Origin of the sequence: Streptomyces sp. NPDC050564, from assembly GCF_044457265.1 — a bacterium.
In the GTDB taxonomy this organism is placed as follows: domain Bacteria; phylum Actinomycetota; class Actinomycetes; order Streptomycetales; family Streptomycetaceae; genus Streptomyces.
The window spans coordinates 296,225-319,026 of the sequence record NZ_JBITGS010000003.1 but is presented as its reverse complement, the minus strand read 5'-3'; the positions used below and the strand labels follow the sequence as shown (position 1 = coordinate 319,026).

Below are 22,802 nucleotides of genomic sequence, written 5' to 3'. Positions count from 1 at the left end.
TGACAGAAATTAGGGAGACCCTGTTTCGCTCGCGTGACGCGGCCATGTCGACGGCGGGCCTAAGTCCTCACGCCCTTGCCATCCGAACGCAGACGCGATACATCGTGTGTATTGACTCTCCCTCCGGATACGCGATATGTTCGGCCACGGATATTCGGGGGCGAGGTGAGGTCATCGTGGCGACGAAACGCCGGAAGCTGAGCAATCCGCTGGCGCTCGCGGTCATGGTGCTGCTCGCCGAGCGGTCGATGCACCCGTACGAGATCGCCCAGACCCTGCGTCGTCGGGGCAAGGACGCCAGCCTGAAGATCAACTACGGCTCGCTCTACACCGTCGTCCAGAACCTGGAGAAGCACGGCTTCGTCGAGGTCGCCGAGGTGCAGCGGCAGGGCAACCGCCCCGAGCGCACCCTCTACGGCATCACGGAGGCCGGACGTGAAGAGGCCACGGAGTGGCTGTCGGACCTGCTCGCCGTCCCGGCGCAGGAGTATCCGATCTTCGAGGCCGCGCTCTCACTGATGGGCGTGCTCCACCCCGACGAGGTGGCCCGCCTGCTGGAGGAGCGCCTCAACATGCTGGAGGTGCGGGCCGCGAGCCTGCGCGGCGGCATGGAGAAGCTCTACGAGACGCTGCCCCGGCTCTTCCTGATCGAGTCCGAGTTCAAGCTGCACATGATCGACGCGGAGGCCTCGTGGGTGCGCGGCTTCCTGACGGAGGTCACGGCGGGCACGTTTCCCGGAGTCGAGGAGTGGCGGACCTTCAACGAGACGGGGGAGGTCCCCGAGGAATACCGGAATCTGGAGGACGGCGACGTCGAGAGACCGTAGCCGAACAGAGAAAGACCCCGGCAGAGCTGTTGCAGCAGCCCCGCCAGGGTCTCGAACCCCGAACTGAATCCGCCGTGAGGCAGTTCCAGGCGATCGAGGTGCGGCACACCCAGGATAGCCCGGCGCTCTTCACGCGGATCGGCTCGGCCCTGCCCGAGATCACCGCTCACACAGGAGAGCAGTCGTCATGAGTACCCGTGCGCCCGCGGTCGAGGCGCGTCAGCTGATCAAGACCTACCCCGGTGACGTCACCGCGCTCAGCGGCATGGACGTCACCGTCGAGCCAGGCACCGTCTTCGGACTGCTCGGTCCGAACGGCGCAGGCAAGTCCACCACCGTCAAGATCCTCACCACCCTGGCCCGTCCCGATTCGGGTACCGCCAACGTCGCGGGGCATGACGTGCTGCGCCACCCGGACCGGGTGCGCCGCGCGATCGGGGTGGTCGCCCAGAGCTCGGGCGCCGACCCGGTGGCGACCGGTCGGGAGAACCTCCAACTCCAGGGCAGGCTCTACGGATTGAGGAGTGCCGGGCTGAGCCGCCGGGTGGACGAACTCCTCGACCGCTTCAAGCTCGCCGACGCCGCGAAGCGCCAGGTCAAGGGCTACTCCGGAGGGATGCGGCGGCGTCTGGACGTGGCGCTCGGCCTGGTCCACCGTCCCGAGGTGCTCTTTCTCGACGAGCCGACCACCGGTCTCGATCCCGAGGCGCGCACCGCGATGTGGGACGAGATCGCCCGCCTCGCCGGCGACGAGGGCCTGACGATCCTGCTCACCACGCACTACCTCGAGGAGGCCGACCGGCTCGCCGAGCGCATCGCGATCGTCGACCGGGGCCGCGTCGTGGTCGAGGGCACGCCGGATGCCCTCAAGGGTGAACTCCGCGGCGACGCCGTTCACTTGGACCTGCGCGACGCGGTCGGCGAAGCCGGTCGTACGCTGCTCAACGGCGCCCTCACGCGGCTGCCCGGCGTGCACGAGGCACTGTTCGACGGCCGCCGCATCAGTGTCCGCGCCGACGACGGGGCCGCCGCTGTGCCCGCCCTGCTCGGGGCGCTCGAGCGCGCCGGGGTCGGCGTCGCCGCCGCCACCGTGGCCCGCCCCTCGCTCGACGACGTCTATCTGCGCTATGCGGGCCGCCGTTACTCCGAGGCCGAAGCGGAAGGCGCCGACAGCCTTGTCCTCTCCGGAGGTGCCCGATGAGTACCGCCGTCTCCCAGACCTGGTACATGACCCAGCGTCAACTCATGGTGTTCGTACGGCAGCCCGCGTATCTGCTGATCACCCTGATCCAGCCGGTGGTCTGGCTGTTCCTGTTCGGCAACCTGTTCAAGAAGGTCGTCGAGCTCGGCGGCTTCGGCACCACCTCGTATCTCGACTACCTCGTGCCGGGCGTCGTCGTGATGAGCGCGCTCAGCTCCAACATGTGGGCGGGCATGACCACGCTCGACGAGATCCAGCGGGGCACGCTCAACCGGTTCCTGACCACGCCCGTCAGCCGGGCGGCTCTGATGAACGGAAATGTCGTCAACAACGGCCTGGTCACCGCGTTGCAGTCGGTCATCATCGTGCTGCTCGGACTGCTCGGCGGCGCCGACTACCCGGGCGGGATCGGCGGCGTCGCGATCCTGATCATCGCCTCGGTGCTGCTCGGCACGATCTTCGGGGCACTCTCCAACGCACTGGGCATGCTGGTCCGGGAGCGGGAGTCCATCATCGGCATCAACACCTTCCTGCTGCTGCCGCTGACGTTCCTGTCCTCGGCCTTCATGGCCCCGTCCCAGATGCCCGGCTGGATGCGGCACATCGCCGACTTCAACCCGCTCAACTGGGCGATGGTGGCGGGCCGTTCGGCGCTGTCCGCCCACCCCGACTGGGGTGACGTCTTCAGCAGGGGCGGTGCGCTGCTCGCTCTCGCGGTGGCGGCGGTGTGGCTGTCGATCCGCACGTTCCGGTCGTACCAGCGGTCGGTGTAAGGCGGTTGACCGGGGGCGGCCACGGAGCAGCTGACCAGGGGGCTGCCGTGAGGCGGTCGACCAGGATGCGGCCATCGGGCGGTTGACCAGGGGGCGGCCACCGAGCAGGTGGCCGCTCCCTGTTGCTCAGGTCTCCAAGCGCCTACGCGGACGCTTCCTGCTCCGCCTCCACCTGCGCGTTCCACTCCCGCTTCGTCGCCTGCCAGCCGTCCTCGTTGTGCCCAAGGCGCCAGTAGCCGGAGATCGACAGGTCCTCGCGCGGGATCTCACACTCGACCCGCAGCAGTTGGCGCAGCTCCTTCACGAAGCCGGCCTCGCCGTGCACGAACGCGTGCACCCGGCCCTCGGGGAACGCGAGGGCGCGTACGGCCTCGACCAGGGCCTCGCCCAGGGGCCGGTCCCCGCGGTGCAGCCAGACCACGTCCACGTCGGAGTCGATCTTCTGCTCCTCCTCGGGGCCGGAGATCTCGACGAAGGCATGGGCCACCGCGCCGTCGGGCAGCGCCTCCAGAGCGGCCGCGATCGCGGGCAACGCGCTCTCGTCACCGGCCAGCAGATGCCAGTCGGCGCTCGCGTCGGGCGCATAGGCACCACCGGGGCCCATGAACCGTACGATCTCGCCCGGCTGGACCCGGGCGGCCCACGGACCGGCCAGACCCTCGTCGCCGTGAATCACGAAGTCCAGAGTCAACTCGCGCACCTCGGGGTCCCAGGCGCGCACGGTGTACGTCCGTGTCACGGGCCACTGGTCGCGCGGGAACTCCTCGCGAATGCGCTGCATGTCGAAGGGCTCGGGGTAAGTGACCCCCTCGGCGCCGAACAACAGCTTCACATAATGGTCGGTGCTGCCGCCCGCGGTGAATTCGGCCAGGCCGTCGCCGCCCAGCACCACCCGCTGCATGTGCGGAGTCAGTCGCTCGGTCCGCACCACCTGCGCGGAGTGGGGCTTCCGGGGCTTGCGTGCCGGGCGCTCTGCCATGACAACCTCCAGGTTTACATGCTTAGGCTTACCTAAGTTAGCACCCTTCCCTCTGCGCGACCTATGCGTGCAGCGGTACTACCTATGCCTGAAGAGTTCACCTATGCCTGCAGGGTGGAGAGCAACCGCTGCAGCGAGCCGCCCAACCCCCAGCGTACGGCGAGTTCGTCCAACGCGGCCGGATCGTGCGGCGCGTGCGGCAGCGCGGTGTCCACGTCCGGCAGGGGGACGTCACCGGCGACCTTGACGACCTTGGGCGCGACCGCGACGTACGGCCGCGCCTCGTCGAGGCGCTTGCGCTGCGAGGGAGTCAGCTTGGCCTTCGGGTCGTCGACCGCGGCCATGATCCCGGCCAGGTCGCCGAATTCGGCGAGCAGCTTGGCGGCCGTCTTCTCGCCGATGCCGGGTACGCCGGGCAGGCCGTCGCTCGGGTCGCCGCGCAGCAGCGCCAGATCCGCGTAACCCGGGCCGTCCACGCCGTACTTCTCGCGCAGCCAGGCCTCGTCGGTGAGCTGGAGCGTGCCGACGCCCTTGAGGGGATACAGGACGCGCACCCCACGCTTGTCGTCCACGAGTTGGTAGAGGTCGCGGTCGCCGGTGACGATGTCGACCGGGCCCGGGGCCCGCCCGGTGAACGTGCCGATCACATCGTCCGCCTCGTACCCCTCGACCCCCACGCGCGCGATGCCGAGGGCGTCCAGGACGTCCTCGATGATCGGCACCTGCGGCGACAGCGTGTCCGGCACCTCCTCCTCGTCCGGACCCACCTCGTGCTCCTCGGCCACCCGGTGTGCCTTGTAGGAGGGGATCAGGTCGACCCGCCACTGCGGGCGCCAGTCCGCGTCCATGCAGGCCACCAGGTCGTCGGGGCGGTGGTCCTTGACCAGGCGGTCGATGAATTCCAGCAGCCCGCGCACGGCGTTCACAGCTGTGCCGTCCGGGGCCTTCACGGATTCCGGCACGCCGAAATAGGCGCGGAAATACAGCGAGGCGGAGTCGAGGAGCATCAGGCGTCGGGTCACGAATCGCATCATGCCGTACGCCACTGACAGTGACGTCTCTTACGCCACCGACGACGACATGCGCCACGGACAGTGACCTGGACCACTCCTGTGTTTGCTCCGCGTAAGCGGGGGCAGGCGCGGCACCGGGGCGAATCCTGTTGTTCATTCAACCGTTCGCCTCGGTCCAAGCGTCCAACGAGAGGCACACGTGTCAGCCAGGCTAGAGGCCGAGCATCTGTACAAGGTGTTTGGGAGACGACCCGAACAGGCGGTGGAACGGCTCCGGCAAGGAGCCGACCGTGAGGAACTGCGCGCCGACGGCACCACCGCCGCGGTGATCGACGCCTCCTTCACGGTGGAGCCGGGCCAGATCTTCGTCGTCATGGGCCTGTCCGGATCCGGCAAGTCCACGCTGCTGCGGATGCTCAACGGACTTCTGGAGCCGACCGCCGGACAGGTGCGCTTCGACGGCCAGGACCTGACCGCGCTCAGCGCCCCCGAACTGCGCGAGGTCCGCTCGAAGAAGATCAGCATGGTCTTCCAGCACTTCGCGCTCTTCCCGCACCGCAGCGTCCTGGAGAACGCCGCGTACGGCCTGGAGGTCCAGGGCGTGCCGAGCGCCGAGCGCAGGGAACGCGCCACCAAGGCCCTCGAACTGGCCGGGCTCGCGGGCTGGGAGAAGTCCTGGCCCGACGAACTGTCCGGCGGAATGCAGCAGCGCGTGGGCCTGGCCCGAGCGCTCGCCACCGACGCCGATCTGCTGCTGATGGACGAGTCCTTCAGCGCGCTCGACCCGCTGATCCGCCGGGACATGCAGGACCAGCTGATCGAGCTTCAGAAGAAGCTCAAGAAGACCATCGTCTTCATCACGCACGACCTCAACGAGGCGATGCGGCTGGGCGATCGCATCGCCGTCATGCGCGACGGCCGCATCGTGCAGATCGGCAGCGCCGAGGACATCCTGGTCCGCCCGGCCAACGACTACGTCGCCTCCTTCACCCAGGACGTCGACCGCTCCCGCGTACTGACCGCCGGGGCCGTCATGGACACGGACGTACGCGGCGACGAGGCGGACTGCTCCTGCGAGACCGCCACCCCCGGCACCTCCTTCGTGGACCTGTGCGCCCTCAGCGCCCGCCTGTCGCACCCGGTCGCGGTGCTCGACAAGACCCACAAACTCGTCGGAGTCGTCCCGCGGCAGCGGCTCGTCGGCTTCCTCGGCGACGAGCAGGGCGCGCCCGAAGGCTGTGCCAGCCCGCGCGACCAGCGCGACAAGGCGGTGAAGGCCGGTGCCTAGGATCCCCTTCGGCGACTGGGTCAACGACACGGTCGACTGGCTGCTGAACCATATGGCGTGGCTCTTCGACTTCTTCAAGACCGTCTTCCAGGGCACCTACGACGGCATCGACGCCGTCCTCCAGGCCCCTGAACCGCTCCTCCTCGCGGGCATCTTCGCGGTCATCGCGTTCTGGCTGCGCGGCACCTCCGCCGGCGTCCTCGCCTTCGTGGGCTTCGCCTTCATCGACTCCCTCGAACTGTGGGAGGACGCGATGGTGACCCTCTCGCTCGTCCTGGTGGCGACGATCATCGCGCTCGTCGTCTCCGTGCCCGTGGGCATCTGGGCGGCGCGTTCCGACCGGGTCAGCGGCATCGTCCGCCCCGTGCTCGACTTCATGCAGACGCTGCCCGCGATGATCTACCTCATCCCGGCGATCCTGTTCTTCGGCACCGGCGCCCCCGCGGGCATCGTCGCCACCCTGATCTTCGCGCTGGCCCCCGGCGTCCGCATGACCGAACTCGGCATCCGCCAGGTCGACAAGGAACTCGTCGAGGCCGCCGACGCGTTCGGCACCACACCCCGCAACACCCTGCTGCGCATCCAGCTCCCGCTGGCCCTGCCCACCGTCATGGCCGGTGTCAACCAGGTCATCATGCTGGGCCTGTCCATGGCGGCCATCGCGGGCATGGTCGGCACCGGAGGCCTCGGCGGCGACGTCAACGAGGCCATCGGCCAGCTGAACGTCGGCCTCGGCTCCGAGGCGGGCGTCGCCATCGTCATCCTGGCCATCTACCTGGACCGCATGACCAGCGCCCTGGGCACCCAGGTCTCCCCGCTGGGCCGCCGCGCCGCCGCCAAGCTGCGCGCCGCGCAGGGCCTGAAGATCTGGTCCTACCGCCCCCGGCCCGTCGTGGCCATGGTCGGTGTGGTCGTGCTCGCCCTGGTCGCCGGCGGGATGGGTATCTTCGGCTCCGCCGACGGAGAGTCCACCGCGGCCGACGGCGAGAACGTCGGCCAGGGCAAGAAGGTCACCATCGGCTACATCCCGTGGGACGAAGGCGTCGCCTCCACCTTCCTGTGGAAGGAGATTCTGGAGCAGCGCGGCTTCCAGGTCGACACCAAGCAGTTCGACGCGGGTCCGCTGTACACCTCCCTCGCCCAGGGCGACATCGACTTCGAGACGGACTCCTGGCTGCCGACCACGCACGAGCAGTACTGGAAGAAGTACGGCAAGCAGCTCGAAGACCTGGGCTCCTGGTACGGCCCGACCTCGCTGGAGCTGAGCGTGCCCGCGTACATGAAGGGCATCGACTCCCTGGAGGACCTCAAGGGCAAGGCCGGCGACTTCGGCGGCAAGATCACCGGCATCGAGTCCAGCGCCGGAATGATGAGCCTGCTCAAGAACAAGGTCGTCAAGGAGTACGGCCTCGACAAGGAGTACAAGGTCGTCGACAGCTCCACGCCCGCCATGCTGGCCGAGCTGAAGCGCGCGTACGCCCAGCAGGAGCCGATCGTCGTCACCCTGTGGTCGCCGCACTGGGCGTACAGCGACTACAAGCTGAAGAAGCTCAAGGACCCGAAGGGCGCCTGGGGCAAGGGCGACGGAGTGCACACGCTCTCCCGCAAGGGCTTCGCCCAGGACAATCCGGTCGTCGGGAAGTGGCTCAAGGACTTCAGGATGACCGAGAAGCAACTCACCGGCCTGGAAGCCGAGATCAACAAGGCCGGCAAGGGCAAGCAGCAGGACGCCGTGCGCGCCTGGCTGAAGAAGAACCCCGGCGTCGTCGACAAGCTGGCCCCGGTCAAGGGCTCCGCGGCCGCCGCCCCGGCCGAGGCGAAGCGCGCGCTGGACGTCGCCTGGTTCCCCTGGGACGAGGACGTCGCCGTCACCTACCTGTGGAAGAACGTCCTGGCCCGGCGCGGCTACACGCTGAACCTGAAGCAGATGGACGTCGGCCCCGTCTACACGGGTCTGGCCTCCGGTGACCTCGACCTCAACTTCGACGCGTGGCTGCCCTACGCCCAGGCGAACTACTGGGACCAGCACAAGAACGACCTGAGAGATCTCGGCACTTGGTACCAGCCGACCTCCCTGGAGATCGCCGTCCCCTCGTATGTGAAGGACGTCAAGTCCCTCGCCGACCTCAAGGGCAAGTCCGGCACCTTCGGCGGGAAGATCATCGGCATCGAGCCGGGCACCGGCGAGATGAACCTCCTCAAGACGAAGGTGCTTCCGGGGTACGGGCTGGACAAGGAGTACAAGGTCGTCGACGGCTCCACGCCGGCGATGCTGGCCGAGCTGAAGCGCGCCTACGCCAAGAAGCAGCCGGTCGCCGTCGTCCTGTGGTCCCCGCACTGGGCCTACAGCGAGTACAAGCTCACCAAGCTCGCGGACGACAAGAAGCTGTTCGGCGAGGGCAACACGATCCGGACCATCTCCAGCAAGAAGTTCCCCGAGCAGTATCCGCAGCTCACCAAGTGGGTCAAGAACTTCAGGATGAGCGAGGCCGAACTCGGCAGCCTGGAGAGCGAGATCAAGCAGCGCGGGCAGGGGCACGAGGAGGACGCCGTCGCCGCGTGGCTGAAGGAGCACCCGGACATGGTGGAGCGGATGACTCCGCAGTAGGACCACGCGTGCGTGGGCGGTCCGTCTCGAAACCGACCGCCCACGCAGGCGCGCGAAGCGCACCGCGCAGCGAAATCCGCCGTTCCTGTGCGGTGAAGCAGAACCCGCAGGCGCGCCCCGGGCCATCCGATGCTTCCCAGCCGGGCCGCACTCGCGCCCGACGGGGCCGGTGGCTGCGCACTGGCGTACGAGCAGGATCCGGACAACCACATCGCCGTACGCGGCTACGTCGTCTCGGCGCCCTCCGGTCCGGCGACGCCACCCGCGCGTACACGCCCCGCGCACCCTCCCGCGCTGCGCCAAGGGGCACCCCGGACCTCACCTCCGTGCACGACGGCACGGTCGAACTCACCGGCCGCTACCGGGCCGAGCGCGACACGGACGGCCAACTCCACGCCACGCTGGGATACTTCACGACCCGGCACGCCGGGCCCGACCGGCTGACGTCGTGCACCCGCGGGGGGCAGCCGGGCCTTCGCCCGCCCGCCGACAATGCTGCTCTTTGATCCGGGCGGGCGCCCGGCCCCGCTGGTCAGCCCTTTCGTGCCGCGCGACGGGGCGGCGCCCGGGGAATCGGGGCAGCTCGTGCAGTGGCGAGAACTGTGACCCTCGCGCTCCTTCGACGTGTCAGCGATGTGACGGGTGCATGAAACGGTTTGCCGAACATGCGTAGGGTGCAAACAACTCATCAGAAGTAGTGGACCCAAGAAACCGAAGATTCAGCGGACCGACGACGCAAGGGAGGGAGCCGGAGCGATGGGCGACCACAAAGAACAGCCCCTTCGGGTGGGCGCGGCCGTCCGGCGGCGGCGCCGGGCACTGGAGCTCACCCTCGCCGTCGTGGCCGAGCGCAGCGGCCTGTCGGTCCCCTTTCTCAGCCAGGTCGAGAACGAGCGGGCCCGGCCCAGCAGGAGTTCCCTGGAAAGAGTCGCCGACGCACTCGGCACCACCGCGGTCGAGCTGCTCGCCGCCGCCGACCCGGCGTGCAGCGTCGACGTGGTGCGTGCGGACGGCGCGGATTTCACCCCCGAGGCCCGGGTGCGCCCCCTGGTGCGCGGTCACCACCAGTTGCACGCCACCGAGTTCACCGGCGACCACGACGAGGGGCGCGAACTCCAGCACCGCAACGACAAGTTGATGTACGTGGCCGACGGCGCCGTCGAGGTCGAGGCGGAGGGTCGCGCTCATCGCCTCGGACGCGGCGACACGCTGTATCTGACGGGCGGTGTGCGCCATCGGTGGCGGGCCACCGTGCCGGACACCCGGGTGATCGTCGTCGAGGTCGCCGACCACATCGACGCGGTGGAGGACCGGCACGGCAGGCGCTGACCACGCTCGCAGGGCCGGAACGTATGAGAGCCGGTACACCCTTGGGCGGTACCGAGCGTTCCGTTGAGGCCCAGTACACCTTCGGGTGGCGCTGACCCTTCCGTGACGGATGCTCGCCGAGCCGCACTGCGATACTGACGCCATGTCCGGCACCCCCGGTTACGCCTACGACGACACCTCCGAGCGCGTCGGCGGGCGCTTCGAGGCCCTGGAGAGCTGCTGTCACACGACTTGGGGTGTACAGCCATGACGCGTTCCCTGCCTCGCGTCGTGTCGCTCGTGCCCTCGCTCACGGAGGCGGTGGCCGTCTCCGTGCCCGGTGCCCTGGTCGGCGCGACGGACTGGTGCAGCCACCCCGCGGATCTTGAGGTCGTACGGATCGGGGGCACCAAGAATCCCCGGGTCGACAGCATCGTGCGGCTCGCCCCCGACCTGGTCGTCGCCAACGAGGAGGAGAACCGCGAGCCCGATCTGACGGCCTTGCGGCAGGCGGGCATCGACGTACTGGTCACCGAGGTGCGGGATGTGCCGGGTGCCTTCCGTGAACTGGAGCGGGTGCTGGCCGTGTGCGGGGCGGCGAACCGGCCGCGCTGGCTGGAGGAGGCGGAGACGGCGTGGGCCGACCTGCCGGCTCCCGACCGCCGTACGACCGCGATCGTGCCGATCTGGCGGCGGCCCTGGATGGTCCTCGGCCGGGACACCTTCGCCGGGGACGTGCTGGCCCGGCTGGGCGTGGACAACGTGTACGCGCGCCACGAGGACCGCTACCCGCGCATCCCGCTTCCCGAGCTCAGGGCGGCGGACCCGGATCTGGTGGTCCTGCCCGACGAGCCGTACCGCTTCACCGCCGACGACGGTCCCGAGGCCTTCGGGGGCGTGCCTTGCGCATTGGTCGACGGTCGCCAACTGACGTGGTACGGACCCTCGTTGGCGCAGGCGCCCCGTCTGCTCAGCGAGGCGCTGCGAGCAGCTCGCCGCTGACCAGACCGCGAGTCGTGCAGACGGCGGCCACGGACCAGGCGGCCACGAGCAGGACGTACAGGGCGACCGCGAGCACCTCGAAGGCGACCAGTCCCGTGTGCCGGGCCAGCACCTCGGCGCCGGTCACGCAGGTCCCCACCGGGAAGGTGAACGCCCACCAGGTCATCGCGAAGCCCATGCTGCGGCGGCGGGCCCGCAGCACCATCGCGACGGCCAGTCCCAGCCACAGCAGCGCGAAGCCCATCACGGGGACGCCGTAGAGGACGGCGAGGGTGCTGAAGCCCTGCTCGAACGGGGCGGGCACCACGCCGGGCGCGAAGTCCGCGAACTTGCCGACGGCGGTGGTCGACTGGCCGAGCGGGCCGAGCACGAGGAACAGGGCCGGGGTGAGCGCGAGCGGCAGCGGACCGGTGGTGATGAGTCGCGCGAAGATCAACGGCATCATCACGAGGACGGCGAGCAGGCTCAGCCCGAACATGGCGACACAGGCGAAGAGCAGGGTCTCGCGCGGCTGCCCGGTCGGGAGATGGGAGACGAGCAGGGGGCCGAGAGCCGCGGAGACCATGGGGGCGACGAGGGGGAGCAGCCATACGGGGCTGGCCTGGCCGGGCTCGATGCGGTGGCGGACGACCATGAGGTACGGAACGGCCACGGCGGCGACGAGTCCGGTCGCGGTGCCGATGCCGAACAGGACGAAGTCCAGGGCCACCGCCGTTCGTGTCCCGATCCAGTCTTGGCCGACGACCAGGGCGCCGCCCCCGACGGCCAGCAGAGCCATCGAGAGGCAGCCGTAGAAGGGGGCCATCCCCGGATCGAGGAGGTGCGCGCGGGCCTGGTCGCGGTGGTACGCCCAGTGCAGGGTACGGGCGGTGAGCAGGACCAGGAGCATCGTGAGCGAGAGCGCCCATACGGCCGTGCAGGCGGTCCGCAGACCCGGCACGTGCCCGGGCAGCCCCGCCCCCGCCGTCGCCACGATCGCGGTGCCCATCACTGAGGCGTACCAGTTCGGCCCGAGGTGCCGGACGGCGGCGGCGCGGGGGGTTCCCGTCGTGCGGGAGGTACCCGCCTTCTGGAGGGTGAGGGGCTGGGTTGCGGTGACCATGTGTCCACGGTCGCGCGGTGATGCGCCGCCCACCAGGGAGCCTGATTCTATGAGGGCATAAGCTGGCTTTATGAGCAAGACGGAAGAGGCGGCAGAGGCGGCGACCGGGAAAGGGCCGGCCGGAGCAGGAGCGGTCGGAACAGGGCCGGCCGGGGGCAGGGGCGAGGAGCCGGCCTCGATCGGGATCGGGATCGCGCACCGTGTGCCGGATCTGGGCGCGCTGGAGCTGTTGCTGGCCGTGGCACGCCTCGGGAGTCTGGGGCGGGCAGCACGCGAGCTCGGCATCACCCAGCCGGCGGCCAGTAGCCGTATCCGCTCCATGGAGCGGCAGCTCGGGGTGGCGCTCGTCGACCGCTCACCGCGCGGGTCCCGGCTCACCGACGCGGGAGCGCTGGTCACGGACTGGGCGCGGCGGGTGGTGGAGGCGGCCGAGGCGTTCGACGCGGGAGCACAGGCGTTGCGGGACCGTCGGGACTCGCGGCTCCGGGTGGCCGCGAGCATGACGATCGCCGAGTATCTGCTCCCGGGCTGGCTGATCGCGCTGCGCGCGCAGCGGCCCGACACGGCGGTGTCGCTGCTCGCCGGGAACTCCGCCGCCGTCGCGGAACGTCTTCTCGCCGGCGAGGCGGACCTCGGCTTCGTCGAGGGCCTTTCGGTTCCGACTGGCCTGGACTCGGCGACCATCGCTCACGACCGGCTGATCGTCGTGACGTCGCCCGGGCACCCATGGGCGCGTCGCCGCTCGCCCCTGTCCGCCGCGGAACTCGCGGCTACGCCGCTCATCCTTCGCGAGGAGGGGTCGGGCACGCGCCAAGTCCTCGACACGGCGCTCGGCGGTCTCGCCCGCCCGCTCATCGAGCTCTCCTCGACCACGGCGGTCAAGGCCTCCGCGGTCAGTGGTGCCGGACCCGCCGTCCTCAGCGAGCTGGCCCTCGGTGAGGAGCTCTCGGCCCATCGCCTGGTGACCATCCCGCTGGCCGACGTCCAACTCGACCGCGCCCTCCGCGCGGTCTGGCCGACGGGTCATCGCCCCACGGGCCCGGCCCGCGACCTGCTGTCGCTGACGCGTGGGGTGTAGCACCGGGGCGGGAGCGCTACGCCCCTAAGCGCAGTTCCCCGCGCCCCTTGTCAGGGGCGCGGGGAACTGCGCGATCTTCCAGGGGGGTCTGGGGGTGCAGCCCCCGGTACGGGAATGGGTAGGGGTGGCGGGGGCGAATAACCCTCCACCCCCCTCCCGCACCGGACTGCTCACGAAGCGGCGCGAACCAGTGCGCGCATGACCCGCAGATCCTCGCCCATCTCCGGATGCCACTGAACCCCCAACGCCCAGGCGGAGCCGGGAAGTTCGATCGCCTCCACGGTCCCGTCCCCGGCGTGCGCCGAGGCGACCAGCCCCTCGCCGAGGCGGTCCACGGCCTGGTGGTGGTACGTGGGCACGGCGCACGACTCCGGCACGATGCCCGCGTAGAGACTGCCCGCTACGGGCGACACCTCGTGGTGCCCGAAGACCCCGACGTCCTTGACATGCCCGTCGATGTGCTGAACGAGCGTGCCGCCCAGGGCGACGTTCAGAAGCTGCATACCCCGGCAGATGCCGAGCAGCGGCGTGCCGGAGGCCAACGCGGCCTGGATCAGGGCGAGTTCCCAGGCGTCGCGCTCGGGCGCGGGCGCCCCCGTGCGCGGGGAGCGCTCGGCGTCGTAGCGAGCGGGGTCGACGTCAGGGCCGCCCGCGACGACCACCCCGTCGAGGCGGGCGACGGTCGCGGCCGCCCGCGCCGGATCGTCCGGCGGCAACATTGCGGCGAGCCCGCCCGCGCGTTGCACGAGCTTTGGGTAACCGGCCGGAAGCAGCGCCGCCTCCAGCTCCCACACACCCCAACGCGCCCCGGACTCCAGATACGTACTCACGCCGATCAGCGGCCTGCCCACGCTGCCCACGCTGCTCTCCCTCGGATCAAACAGGTCTACCGGGTCTAATGGAATGCGCTCATACCTTTGCGGCGTGGACGCGGAAAGAGCAACCCCCGGCCCGCGTCACATCCGGCTCACGTCAGGAACCCCCGCAGCAGCGCCGCAGTCCCCGCGCAGTGCTCCCGCATCATCTCCCGCGCACCGTCCGCGTCCCCGTCGAGCACCGCCTCGACCAGCGCGGTGTGCTGGCTCTGGGAATGCTCCAGGTTCCGGACCAAAAGGGGGATGCAGTCCAGGAGGTCGTTGACGGAAGCGCGGACGGCGGCGTACTGGGCCGCCAACGACGGGGAGCCGCACAGTTCCGCGAGGGTGAGGTGGAGCATCGTGTCCAGGCGCCGGTAGTCGGCCAGCGGCGCGTCATGCGTGCAGGCGAGCGCCTCGCGCAGGCGGCCGGCCCGGTCGTCGTCGAGCCCGTGCGTGGCGCACAGCTCTGCCGCGCCCACCTCCAGCACCTCACGGAAGCGCAGGACGTCCTCGATGTCGACCTCGGCGATCCGCCGCCTCAGCTCCTGCTCGCCGGGTGCGTCGCTCCTCGGCAGCACGAACGTTCCGCCGTAGCGGCCGCGCCGGGACTCGACCAGGCCCTGATCCTGAAGCACCTTCAGCACTTCGCGCAGCGTCACCCGACTGATCCCCAGCCGCTCCGCCAACTCTCGCTCGGCGGGCAGCCGTTCGCCGCCGGGGACCAGGCCGAGCCGGACGACCTGGAGGATCTGCTCCAGCGCCTCCTCGAAACCGTTGCCCGCCCGCACCGGCCGCAGTACCGGCGTCAGCCGGTCGTCCACCCCGCGGTCGGGTTCCGTCTGCGTCATCCGGTCGTGCCCCCTTCCCAAGCAATGGTTCTCGGCAATACCTTATGGCTCTCGGCTGACCCAAGGAGGCTTTTCCGGTGGCAGACCGCACACCCCCGCTCGGCGTCGAGGAGCTGCACGCCCTCGTCGCGGGCGGTGAGATCGACACCGTCGTCCTGGCCTTCCCCGATATGCAGGGGCGACTCCAGGGCAAGCGGTTCGCCGCGCGCTTCTTCCTCGACGAGGTCCTGGAGCACGGCACGGAGGGCTGCAACTACCTCCTGGCCGTCGACACCGAGATGAACACGGTCGACGGGTACGACATGTCCTCCTGGGACCGGGGATACGGCGACTTCGCCATGCATCCCGATCTCAGCACCCTGCGGCGCGTCCCCTGGAACGAGGGCACCGCCCTGCTCATCGCCGACCTCGCCTGGAACGACGGCTCCCCGGTCGTGGCCGCGCCCCGCCAGGTCCTGCGCCGCCAGCTCGACCGCCTTGCGGCGCTCGGCTACACCGCTCAGGTCGGTACCGAGCTCGAGTTCATCGTCTTCAAGGACACCTACGAGCAGGCCTGGGACGCGCGGTACCGGGGCCTGACGCCCGCCAATCAGTACAACATCGACTACTCGGTCCTCGGCACCGGACGCATCGAGCCGCTCCTGCGCCGCATCCGCAACGAAATGCAGGCCGCCGGGCTGACCGTCGAGTCCGCCAAGGGCGAGTGCAACCCCGGCCAGCACGAGATCGCGTTCAAGTACGACGAGGCGCTGGTCACCTGTGACCAGCACGCCATCTACAAGACCGGCGCCAAGGAGATCGCCTCCCAGGAGGGCGTCTCGCTCACCTTCATGGCGAAGTACAACGAGCGCGAGGGCAACTCCTGTCACATCCACCTCTCACTCGCGGACGCCGACGGCACGAATGTCATGGCGGGCTCCTCCCACGACGAGGGCGGCATGTCGGAGGTCATGCGCCACTTCCTCGCCGGGCAGCTCGCCGCGCTCCGCGACTTCTCGCTCCTCTACGCGCCCAACATCAACTCGTACAAGCGCTTCCAGCCCGGCTCCTTCGCGCCGACCGCCGTCGCCTGGGGATACGACAACCGCACCTGCGCCCTCCGCGTCGTCGGCCACGGCCGCTCGATGCGCTTCGAGAACCGGCTCCCCGGCGGCGACGTCAACCCGCACCTGGCCGTCGCCGGACTCGTCGCGGCCGGCCTGTACGGCATCGAGCAGAAGCTGGAGCTGCCGGAGCCGTGCGCGGGTAACGCTTACGCCTCCGAGTACGAGCACGTGCCCACCACGCTGCGCGAGGCCGCCGAGCTCTGGGAGAACAGCCCCATCGCCAAGGCCGCCTTCGGTGACGAGGTGGTCGCGCACTACCGCAACATGGCGCGCGTCGAGCTCGAAGCCTTCGACGCCGCGGTGACCGACTGGGAGCTGCGCCGCTCCTTCGAACGCATGTGAGGCCCTTCTTGTCCGAGCAGTCCGAGCAGTACGCCGCACCGTACGAGCTCCAGGTACTCAATCCCGCGACGGAAGAGGTCATCGCCACCGTCCCGGGAGCCACCCCGCAGGACGTCGACACCGCCGTCGTACGGGCTGCGAAGGCGCAGGCCGGGTGGGCCGCCCTGGCGCCGGGCGAGCGCGCCCGGCTGCTGCGCCGCTTCGCCGTCGTCGTGGACGAACACCTCGAAGAGCTGGCCCGGCTGGAGGTCCGCGAGGCGGGCCACACACTCGGCAACGCACGATGGGAGGCGGGCAACGTCCGTGATCTGCTCGACTACGCCGCCGGGGGAGTGGAGCGGCTGACCGGCCGCCAGATCCCGGTGCCGGGCGGTCTGGACGTCACGATCCTCGAACCGCTCGGCGTCGTGGGGATCATCGCGCCCTGGAACTTCCCGATGCCGATCGCGGCGTGGGGCACGGCACCGGCACTCGCGGCCGGCAACTCGGTGATCCTCAAGCCTGCCGAGACCACACCCCTGACGGCACTGCGCCTGGCCGAACTCGCCCTGGAGGCCGGCCTTCCCGAGCACCTGTTCCAGGTGCTGCCGGGCGCGGGACCCGTCGCGGGCAACGCCCTCGTCGAGCACCCGGGAGTGGCCAAGATCGTCTTCACCGGGTCCACGACCGTGGGCAAACAGGTGATGACGAAGGGGTCGGCCCTCCTCAAGCGGGTCACCCTCGAACTCGGCGGCAAGAGCCCCAACATCGTCTTCGCCGACGCCGACATCGAGGCCGCAGCGGCCGCCGCCCCCATGTCCTTCCTCGACAACTCAGGCCAGGACTGCTGCGCCCGCACCCGTATCCTCGTCCAGCGCTCCGCCTACGACCGCTTCCTCGAGCTTCTCACCCCGGCCGTCGAGTCCGTCCTCGTCGGCGACCCGGCCGACGAGCAGACGCAGATGGGCCCGCTGATCTCCCGGGCGCAGCTGGAGCGCGTACGGTCCTACGTCGCCGCCGACGCGCCCGGCATCCGAGGCAAGGCCCCCGAGGGCCCCGGCTTCTGGTTCCCGCCGACCGTCCTCACCGGCGTCGAGCCGCACGCGCGCGTGGCCGTGGAGGAGGTCTTCGGCCCCGTCGCCGTCGTCCTCCCCTTCGAGGACGAGGCGGACGCGATCCGGCTCGCCAACGACACGTCGTACGGCCTCTCCGGCTCCATCTGGACCCGCGACGTCGGCCGGGCACTGCGGGTGTCGGGTGCCGTCCGCGCCGGGAACCTGTCCGTCAACTCCCACTCCAGCGTCCGCTACTGGACCCCCTTCGGGGGCTTCAAGCAGTCGGGGATCGGCCGCGAACTCGGCCCGGACGCCCTCACCGCCTTCACCGAAACCAAGAACGTCTTCATCAGCACGGAGGGCCCCGCACAGTGACCGAAGAAAGTATCTGCCGCCGTCTCGTCGGCCGCACCGCCGTGATCACCGGCGCCGGCAGCGGCATCGGCCTCGCCACCGCGCGCCGACTCGCCTCCGAGGGCGCCCGCGTCGTCTGCGGCGACGTGGACGAGCAGCGCGGCAAGGCAGCCGCCGAGGAGGTCGGTGGAACCTTCGTGAAGGTCGATGTCACCGACCCCGAGCAGGTCGAGGCGCTCTTCAGGACGGCGTACGACACCTACGGCTCCGTCGACATCGCCTTCAACAACGCGGGCATCTCGCCGCCCGACGACGACTCCATCCTGGAGACGGGCCTGGAGGCCTGGAAGCGCGTCCAGGAGGTCAACCTGACCTCCGTCTACCTGTGCTGCAAGGCCGCGATCCCCTACATGCAACGCCAGGGCAAGGGCTCCATCATCAACACGGCGTCGTTCGTGGCCCGGATGGGCGCGGCGACCTCTCAGATCTCGTACACGGCCTCCAAGGGCGGTGTGCTGGCCATGTCCCGCGAACTGGGTGTGCAGTTCGCCAGGGAGGGCATCCGGGTCAACGCCCTGTGTCCCGGGCCGGTCAACACTCCGCTTCTCCAGGAGCTGTTCGCCAAGGATCCGGAGCGGGCCGCGCGACGGCTCGTGCACATCCCCGTCGGGCGGTTCGCCGAGGCCGACGAGATCGCCGCGGCGGTCGCCTTCCTCGCCAGCGACGACTCCTCCTTCGTGAACGCCACCGACTTCCTGGTGGACGGCGGAATCTCGGGCGCGTACGTCACGCCTCTGTAGGTCGCCCGGGTATACCGTCCACATTTCATGCGATACCGTCACGTTTTCGCGTGGATCCTGGTCGCGGCCGCCGCCCTGGCGGCCGCGCCACCCGCTGACTCGTCCCTCCGCACGAACTGCCCACGGCTGTCCGGGAGTTGGTACGGCGACAATCGCGCCCGGCTCCAGCAGGCGATCGACGAGTGGGGCACCTGCACCGGACACACCGGTGGTCTCCCCCAAGCTCTCGGTCCGGCTCGAGCAGGGAGGACCCCCGTGGTCGCCGCCTTCGACTGGGACAACACGGTCACCAAGAACGACGTCACCGACGCCACCCTCGCCTGGGCCCTGCGGCACGACAAGATCCTGCGCCCGGCGAGCTGGAAGGCTACCGGCAAGTGGCTCACCGACGCGGCGGACACCGCGCTCACCGCCGCCTGTGGCACGGACGTACCCGTGGGCGCGCCGCTGCCCACCGCCACGAACACCCGCTGCACGGACGAGATCTTCGAGATCCGCGCGGAAGGCAGGACGATGAGCGGCGCCGCCGCCTTCGCCGGAGACTGGAACCACCGGCGCACCGTCCCGCAGTACGCCTGGGTGCCCCAGCTGTTCGCCGGACACACGATTCCCGAGCTGACCTCGTACGCCCGCCGGGCCCGTGCGGAGGCCCTCGCGGCGCCCGTCGGCGCGACACGGACCCTCGGCACCCACACCCTCCCGGCGTACGTCCGCTACTACGACCAGCAGCGCGATCTGATCCGTACGCTCCAAAGGGCCGGATTCGACGTCTACATCGTCTCGGCGGGCTCCGAACCCGTCACCGAGGTCTGGTCGCGCGGCGTCGGCATCGACGCACGGCACACCGTCGCGATCCGCTCGGTCCTCGACCGGCACGGGCGCATCACCACCTGGAACCAGGGCTGCGGCGACGTACCGGTGAACCGCGGCGAGGCCATCCCGTACATCGACGGGAAGCGCTGCTGGATCAACCAGGAGATCTACGGTGTGCGCGGCGCCGCGGCCTGGCAGCGGCAGGACCGGCGCCACCGCCCCGCGATCGCGGCCGGCGATGCCGACACCGACGTCACCTTCGTCGGCGACGCCACCGGCGCGCACCTCGTCCTCAACCGCAACAAGAGCGAACTCATGTGCCGGGCCTACGACGACGCCGACGGCCGCTGGGTGATCAACCCGATGTTCATCGACCCGCTGCCGCGCAGGAGGGATCCCTACCCGTGCTCGACGAGCGCCTACAACGCGCCCGATGGCAGCAAGGGGCCCCTGCGCGAGGCGGACGGCTCGATCGTGCCCGACCAGGAGGACGCCGTCCACTGAGCACCTCAGCACCAAGTACCGAGCACCGTGTACCGAGCTTCGGGGCTCGCCCTAGAGTGCCGGGATGAGCATGACGCCACCGCCCGGCTGGTACCGCGACCCCTCGTACCCCCTCACCGAGCGTTGGTGGGACGGGACCGCCTGGACCGACCACCGGCGCCAGCCCGAGGTGCCCCAACCGCCGTTGGCGCAGCCGGAGTCGCCGGGAAAGGGCGGTTCCGGCCGTGCCAAGGCCGTCGCGCTCACCGTGGCCGCGGTCGTCCTCCTCGCCTCGATCGTCACGGGCGCCGTCCTGCTCGGCCGCGACGGCGGCAACGGCGACGCGGCGGCGCAGACCACCCCGAGCGGCGCGTCTCCTGCCCCGCCGGAGACCGGCACCCCGTCGCCCTCGGTGTCCACGTCCGCCCCCTCGACGAACGACCCGTCCGTCGTCGTGGACGAGCTCAACGGCATCACCCTGCCCCTGCTCGACGGTTGGGCCAGACCGCAGTACGTCGCCGAGGACGACGTCGTGATGACGACTCCGGGTACGTACGACTGCCCGGGCGACCCCGGCCTCTGCCGCCACGGCCGGGTCATCTCGCGCACGGTCACGGCGAACGACGAGAAGTCCCCCCGGGTCCTCGCCCAGCAGGACATAGAGGATGCCGCGAACAGCGCCTACGACCGTGACCTCGTCGACAGCCGCCCCTACAAGGGCATCAAGTCCCACCGGATGGTGAAGGCGGGCTCGGTCGCCGTGGCCGGGCGCGCCGGGTACTTCGTGCGCTGGAAGGTCAGGACGGGGGTGGGGCCCGGGGGTTACGTCGAGTCGCTGGCCTTCCCGTCCAGTGTGGGCTCGGAGTCGCTCGTCATCGTCCGCTTCGCCTTCGACGCGGGCGCCGACGGGCCACCGCTGTCCGACATGGACGAGATCACCAAGGGGATCCGGCCGCTGGGCGACGCGGACACGGGCGGGGGTGTGGGCAGCAGCATCGGCCCGTCGCAGTGAGGCCGCCGGACCGGCTCCCTAGGCCCGACCGGCCCTAGGGTCGGTCGTTTGGATCGGGCCGGGCTCGCGGGGCTTTGCACGCACATCTGCGGCGTTGTCGTCACTCGCCGATTCCCCCACGCTCGGCTTCGCTCGCGCGGGGGGACCCCCATCGCGTCGACTCCCTCCTCCGCCTTGCCGCTGCACGCGCCAAGGCCCGCTCCCTGATCCGGCCTGATCCAAATGACCGGCCCTAGAGGAAGGTGTGTCCTTCCCCGCGATACGTCGGGACCGCGGCCGTCACCTCATCGCCCTGCACCAGATGGAGCGTGTCGAACCGCTCGCACAGCTCGCCGGCCTTGGCGTGCCGGAACCACACCTTGTCACCGATGAGCAGATCGTCCGCGGCGGAGCCGAGCAGCGGTGTCTGCACCTCGCCGGGGCCCTCCTGGGGGTCGTACTTCAGCCCCTCGGGAAGGTAGGGGACGGGCAGCCGGTCGTGGCCGGGAGCGCCCGAGGCCGGGTAGCCGCCGCCGAGGACCGTGACGACCCCGACGCCCGGCCGGCGCACGACGGGCTGGGCGAACAGCGCGGCCGGACGCCCGGTGAACGAGGTGTAGTTGTCGAAGAGCCGCGGCACGTAGAGCCCCGAGCCTGCCGCGATCTCGGTGACCGCGTCCTCGGCGGCGGTGTGCTGGACGCTGCCGGTGCCGCCGCCGTTGACGAATTCCAGCTCCGGCTCCACGGCCCGAACCGCGCGGACGACCTCGGCGCGCCGCTGGGCGAGCTCCTTGCGAGCGGTGGACTGCATCAGCCGGACGGCACGCGAGCGCAGCGGCCGCCCCTCGACCGCGTCGCCGACGCCCGCGACATGGCCCTCGTAAGCCATGATCCCGACGAGCTTGAACCCCGGCCGCCGGGAGACGGCGCGGGCCATCTCGGCGACCTGGGCCGGCGAGTGCAGCGGCGAGCGCAGGGCCCCGACCCGGACCCGGCCACCGAGCAGCTTGAGGGAGGTGTCCAACTCCAGGCAGACGCGCACGACTTCGGTGCCGCCCTGCCGGGCCTCGTCGATGAGACGGAGCTGGGCCGGGTCGTCGACCATGACGGTCACCGCGCCGGCGAACTTGGGGTCACCGGTCAGCTCGGCGAACGCCTTGCGGTCCGCCGACGGATAGGCGAGCAGCACGTCGTCGAAGCCGAACCTGGCCAGCCACAGGGACTCGGCCAGAGTGAAGGACATGATGCCCGCGAAGCCGTCCCGGTCCAGGACGCGTTCGAGCAGGGCGCGGCAGCGCAGGGACTTGCTGGCGACGCGGATCGGCTTGCCGGCGGCCCGGCGGACCAGATCGTCCGCGTTCGCGTCGAAGGCCTCCAGGTCCACGATCGCGACGGGGGCGTCGAGGTGTGCGGTGGCCCGGTCGTAGCGGGCCCTGTCTGCGGCGCGGGCAGTCATGACCGAAGCCTGCCAGACTCGATTACCGCAGGGTAGGGGGACGTTCCGGGCAGATGCCCCGGGGCCCCGGACTGGTTCCCTCGGGGCCGGGGTCAACCCGTAGAGTGACGCGCACGCAGGGAGGAACGACCTTGCCCCGGCGGGCCCTGCCCGGGGTGACGGTCCACCGGTGCGGGTATGCGTGCCCGTGGCGGGGTTCCCTTCCACGCATGTGAAACGGCCCCGCCGAGCTCCGAGGCGGTCCGTCGGCCCGGGTACGAGGAAACGGGGGGTGCATGAGCACGGAAGCGCGCCGCGCCTCCCTTCCCCCACGCCCGACGACGCCCCCCGCCTCGCCGCCGCCGGACACCACGCCACCGGACACCACGCCACCGCCGAGCGCGGCGGCTCCGGCGCGCACGTCTGTTTCGTCGGGCACGTCGCCGCTGCCCGACGCGTCGACTGCGTCCGGTGCCTCCTCCCCGTCCGGCCCGCAGGCTTCGCCCGGCCGGTCCGGTGCCACCGGCCCGTCGGCTTGGCCCGCCCCGTCGAGCGCGCCC

General features: G+C 70.4%; 20 protein-coding genes. 14 read left to right on the top strand and 6 right to left on the bottom strand.

Features of this window, described 5'->3' with window-relative positions:
* Nucleotides 1–176: 176 nt before the first annotated feature.
* The 3 genes from ACIBK0_RS07355 (at nt 177) to ACIBK0_RS07345 (ending at nt 2,801) form a co-directional block, all read left to right on the top strand.
* Entirely contained in the window at nt 177–827 is a 651-nt protein-coding gene (locus ACIBK0_RS07355) for a PadR family transcriptional regulator (protein ID WP_399076582.1), read from the top strand.
* 187 nt (nt 828–1,014) lie between these two features.
* A complete protein-coding gene (locus ACIBK0_RS07350) occupies nt 1,015–2,028 on the top strand; it encodes an ATP-binding cassette domain-containing protein (protein WP_399076580.1) in 1,014 nt (337 codons plus the stop codon).
* Nucleotides 2,025–2,801: an ABC transporter permease gene (locus tag ACIBK0_RS07345; RefSeq protein WP_189187891.1), complete on the top strand. Its 777-nt coding sequence runs from the start codon at nt 2,025–2,027 to the stop codon at nt 2,799–2,801. Before ACIBK0_RS07350 ends, ACIBK0_RS07345 begins: the two co-directional genes overlap by 4 nt.
* A gap of 142 nt (nt 2,802–2,943) precedes the next feature.
* On the opposite strand, the gene ACIBK0_RS07340 is transcribed toward ACIBK0_RS07345, so the two are convergent.
* Nucleotides 2,944–3,780, bottom strand: coding sequence for a siderophore-interacting protein (locus ACIBK0_RS07340; RefSeq protein ID WP_399076578.1), 837 nt, complete (start codon nt 3,778–3,780; stop codon nt 2,944–2,946).
* A gap of 101 nt (nt 3,781–3,881) precedes the next feature.
* Nucleotides 3,882–4,811, bottom strand: coding sequence for a 5'-3' exonuclease H3TH domain-containing protein (locus tag ACIBK0_RS07335; protein ID WP_399076754.1), 930 nt, complete (start codon nt 4,809–4,811; stop codon nt 3,882–3,884).
* A gap of 181 nt (nt 4,812–4,992) precedes the next feature.
* On the opposite strand from ACIBK0_RS07335, the gene ACIBK0_RS07330 reads away from it, so the two are divergent.
* From ACIBK0_RS07330 to ACIBK0_RS07310, 5 genes are all read left to right on the top strand, one after another.
* Nucleotides 4,993–6,081 (top strand): glycine betaine/L-proline ABC transporter ATP-binding protein, encoded by a 1,089-nt coding sequence (locus ACIBK0_RS07330; protein ID WP_399076576.1) that lies wholly within the window; start codon nt 4,993–4,995, stop codon nt 6,079–6,081.
* A complete protein-coding gene (locus ACIBK0_RS07325; protein WP_399076574.1) occupies nt 6,074–8,689 on the top strand; it encodes an ABC transporter permease/substrate binding protein in 2,616 nt (871 codons plus the stop codon). Before ACIBK0_RS07330 ends, ACIBK0_RS07325 begins: the two co-directional genes overlap by 8 nt.
* A 326-nt stretch (nt 8,690–9,015) precedes the next feature.
* Nucleotides 9,016–9,195: a hypothetical protein gene (locus tag ACIBK0_RS07320; protein WP_399076572.1), complete on the top strand. Its 180-nt coding sequence runs from the start codon at nt 9,016–9,018 to the stop codon at nt 9,193–9,195.
* Between the two features lie 250 nt (nt 9,196–9,445).
* Nucleotides 9,446–10,018, top strand: coding sequence for a helix-turn-helix domain-containing protein (locus ACIBK0_RS07315; protein ID WP_399076570.1), 573 nt, complete (start codon nt 9,446–9,448; stop codon nt 10,016–10,018).
* A gap of 246 nt (nt 10,019–10,264) precedes the next feature.
* On the top strand, nt 10,265–10,999 hold the full coding sequence (locus tag ACIBK0_RS07310; RefSeq protein WP_399076568.1) for a helical backbone metal receptor: 735 nt from the start codon (nt 10,265–10,267) through the stop codon (nt 10,997–10,999).
* Here ACIBK0_RS07310 and ACIBK0_RS07305 read toward each other — a convergent pair.
* On the bottom strand, nt 10,968–12,101 hold the full coding sequence (locus ACIBK0_RS07305) for a TDT family transporter (RefSeq protein WP_399076566.1): 1,134 nt from the start codon (nt 12,099–12,101) through the stop codon (nt 10,968–10,970). The genes ACIBK0_RS07310 and ACIBK0_RS07305 overlap by 32 nt on opposite strands.
* 70 nt (nt 12,102–12,171) lie before the next feature.
* Between ACIBK0_RS07305 and ACIBK0_RS07300 the strand changes: the two genes are divergently transcribed.
* Nucleotides 12,172–13,179, top strand: coding sequence for a LysR family transcriptional regulator (locus tag ACIBK0_RS07300; RefSeq protein WP_399076564.1), 1,008 nt, complete (start codon nt 12,172–12,174; stop codon nt 13,177–13,179).
* A 170-nt stretch (nt 13,180–13,349) separates the two neighbouring features.
* Here the strand turns inward: ACIBK0_RS07300 and ACIBK0_RS07295 are convergent, their stop codons facing one another.
* Together ACIBK0_RS07295 and ACIBK0_RS07290 are read right to left on the bottom strand one after the other, a co-directional pair.
* Entirely contained in the window at nt 13,350–14,030 is a 681-nt protein-coding gene (locus tag ACIBK0_RS07295; protein WP_399076752.1) for a gamma-glutamyl-gamma-aminobutyrate hydrolase family protein, read from the bottom strand.
* A gap of 116 nt (nt 14,031–14,146) precedes the next feature.
* Nucleotides 14,147–14,884: a FadR/GntR family transcriptional regulator gene (locus ACIBK0_RS07290; protein ID WP_399076562.1), complete on the bottom strand. Its 738-nt coding sequence runs from the start codon at nt 14,882–14,884 to the stop codon at nt 14,147–14,149.
* Between the two features lie 77 nt (nt 14,885–14,961).
* Here ACIBK0_RS07290 and ACIBK0_RS07285 point away from each other — a divergent pair, with 77 nt between their 5' ends.
* The 5 genes from ACIBK0_RS07285 to ACIBK0_RS07265 all read left to right on the top strand — a co-directional run bounded on the left by ACIBK0_RS07285 (nt 14,962) and on the right by ACIBK0_RS07265 (nt 20,828).
* Nucleotides 14,962–16,332, top strand: a complete 1,371-nt coding sequence (locus ACIBK0_RS07285) for a glutamine synthetase family protein (RefSeq protein ID WP_399076560.1) — start codon at nt 14,962–14,964, stop codon at nt 16,330–16,332.
* A gap of 8 nt (nt 16,333–16,340) precedes the next feature.
* The gene (locus ACIBK0_RS07280) at nt 16,341–17,741 is read left to right on the top strand and encodes an aldehyde dehydrogenase family protein (protein ID WP_399076558.1); all 1,401 of its coding nucleotides are present in this window, start codon (nt 16,341–16,343) and stop codon (nt 17,739–17,741) included.
* On the top strand, nt 17,738–18,520 hold the full coding sequence (locus ACIBK0_RS07275; RefSeq protein WP_399076555.1) for a 3-oxoacyl-ACP reductase: 783 nt from the start codon (nt 17,738–17,740) through the stop codon (nt 18,518–18,520). The genes ACIBK0_RS07280 and ACIBK0_RS07275 overlap by 4 nt, the downstream gene beginning before the upstream one ends.
* Nucleotides 18,521–18,547: 27 nt before the next feature.
* Nucleotides 18,548–19,837, top strand: coding sequence for a haloacid dehalogenase-like hydrolase (locus tag ACIBK0_RS07270; protein WP_399076553.1), 1,290 nt, complete (start codon nt 18,548–18,550; stop codon nt 19,835–19,837).
* Nucleotides 19,838–19,907: 70 nt separating this feature from the next.
* Nucleotides 19,908–20,828: a DUF2510 domain-containing protein gene (locus ACIBK0_RS07265; RefSeq protein ID WP_399076750.1), complete on the top strand. Its 921-nt coding sequence runs from the start codon at nt 19,908–19,910 to the stop codon at nt 20,826–20,828.
* Between the two features lie 232 nt (nt 20,829–21,060).
* Here ACIBK0_RS07265 and ACIBK0_RS07260 read toward each other — a convergent pair whose 3' ends face one another.
* On the bottom strand, nt 21,061–22,263 hold the full coding sequence (locus tag ACIBK0_RS07260) for an amino acid deaminase/aldolase (RefSeq protein ID WP_399076551.1): 1,203 nt from the start codon (nt 22,261–22,263) through the stop codon (nt 21,061–21,063).
* Nucleotides 22,264–22,802: the final 539 nt, after the last annotated feature.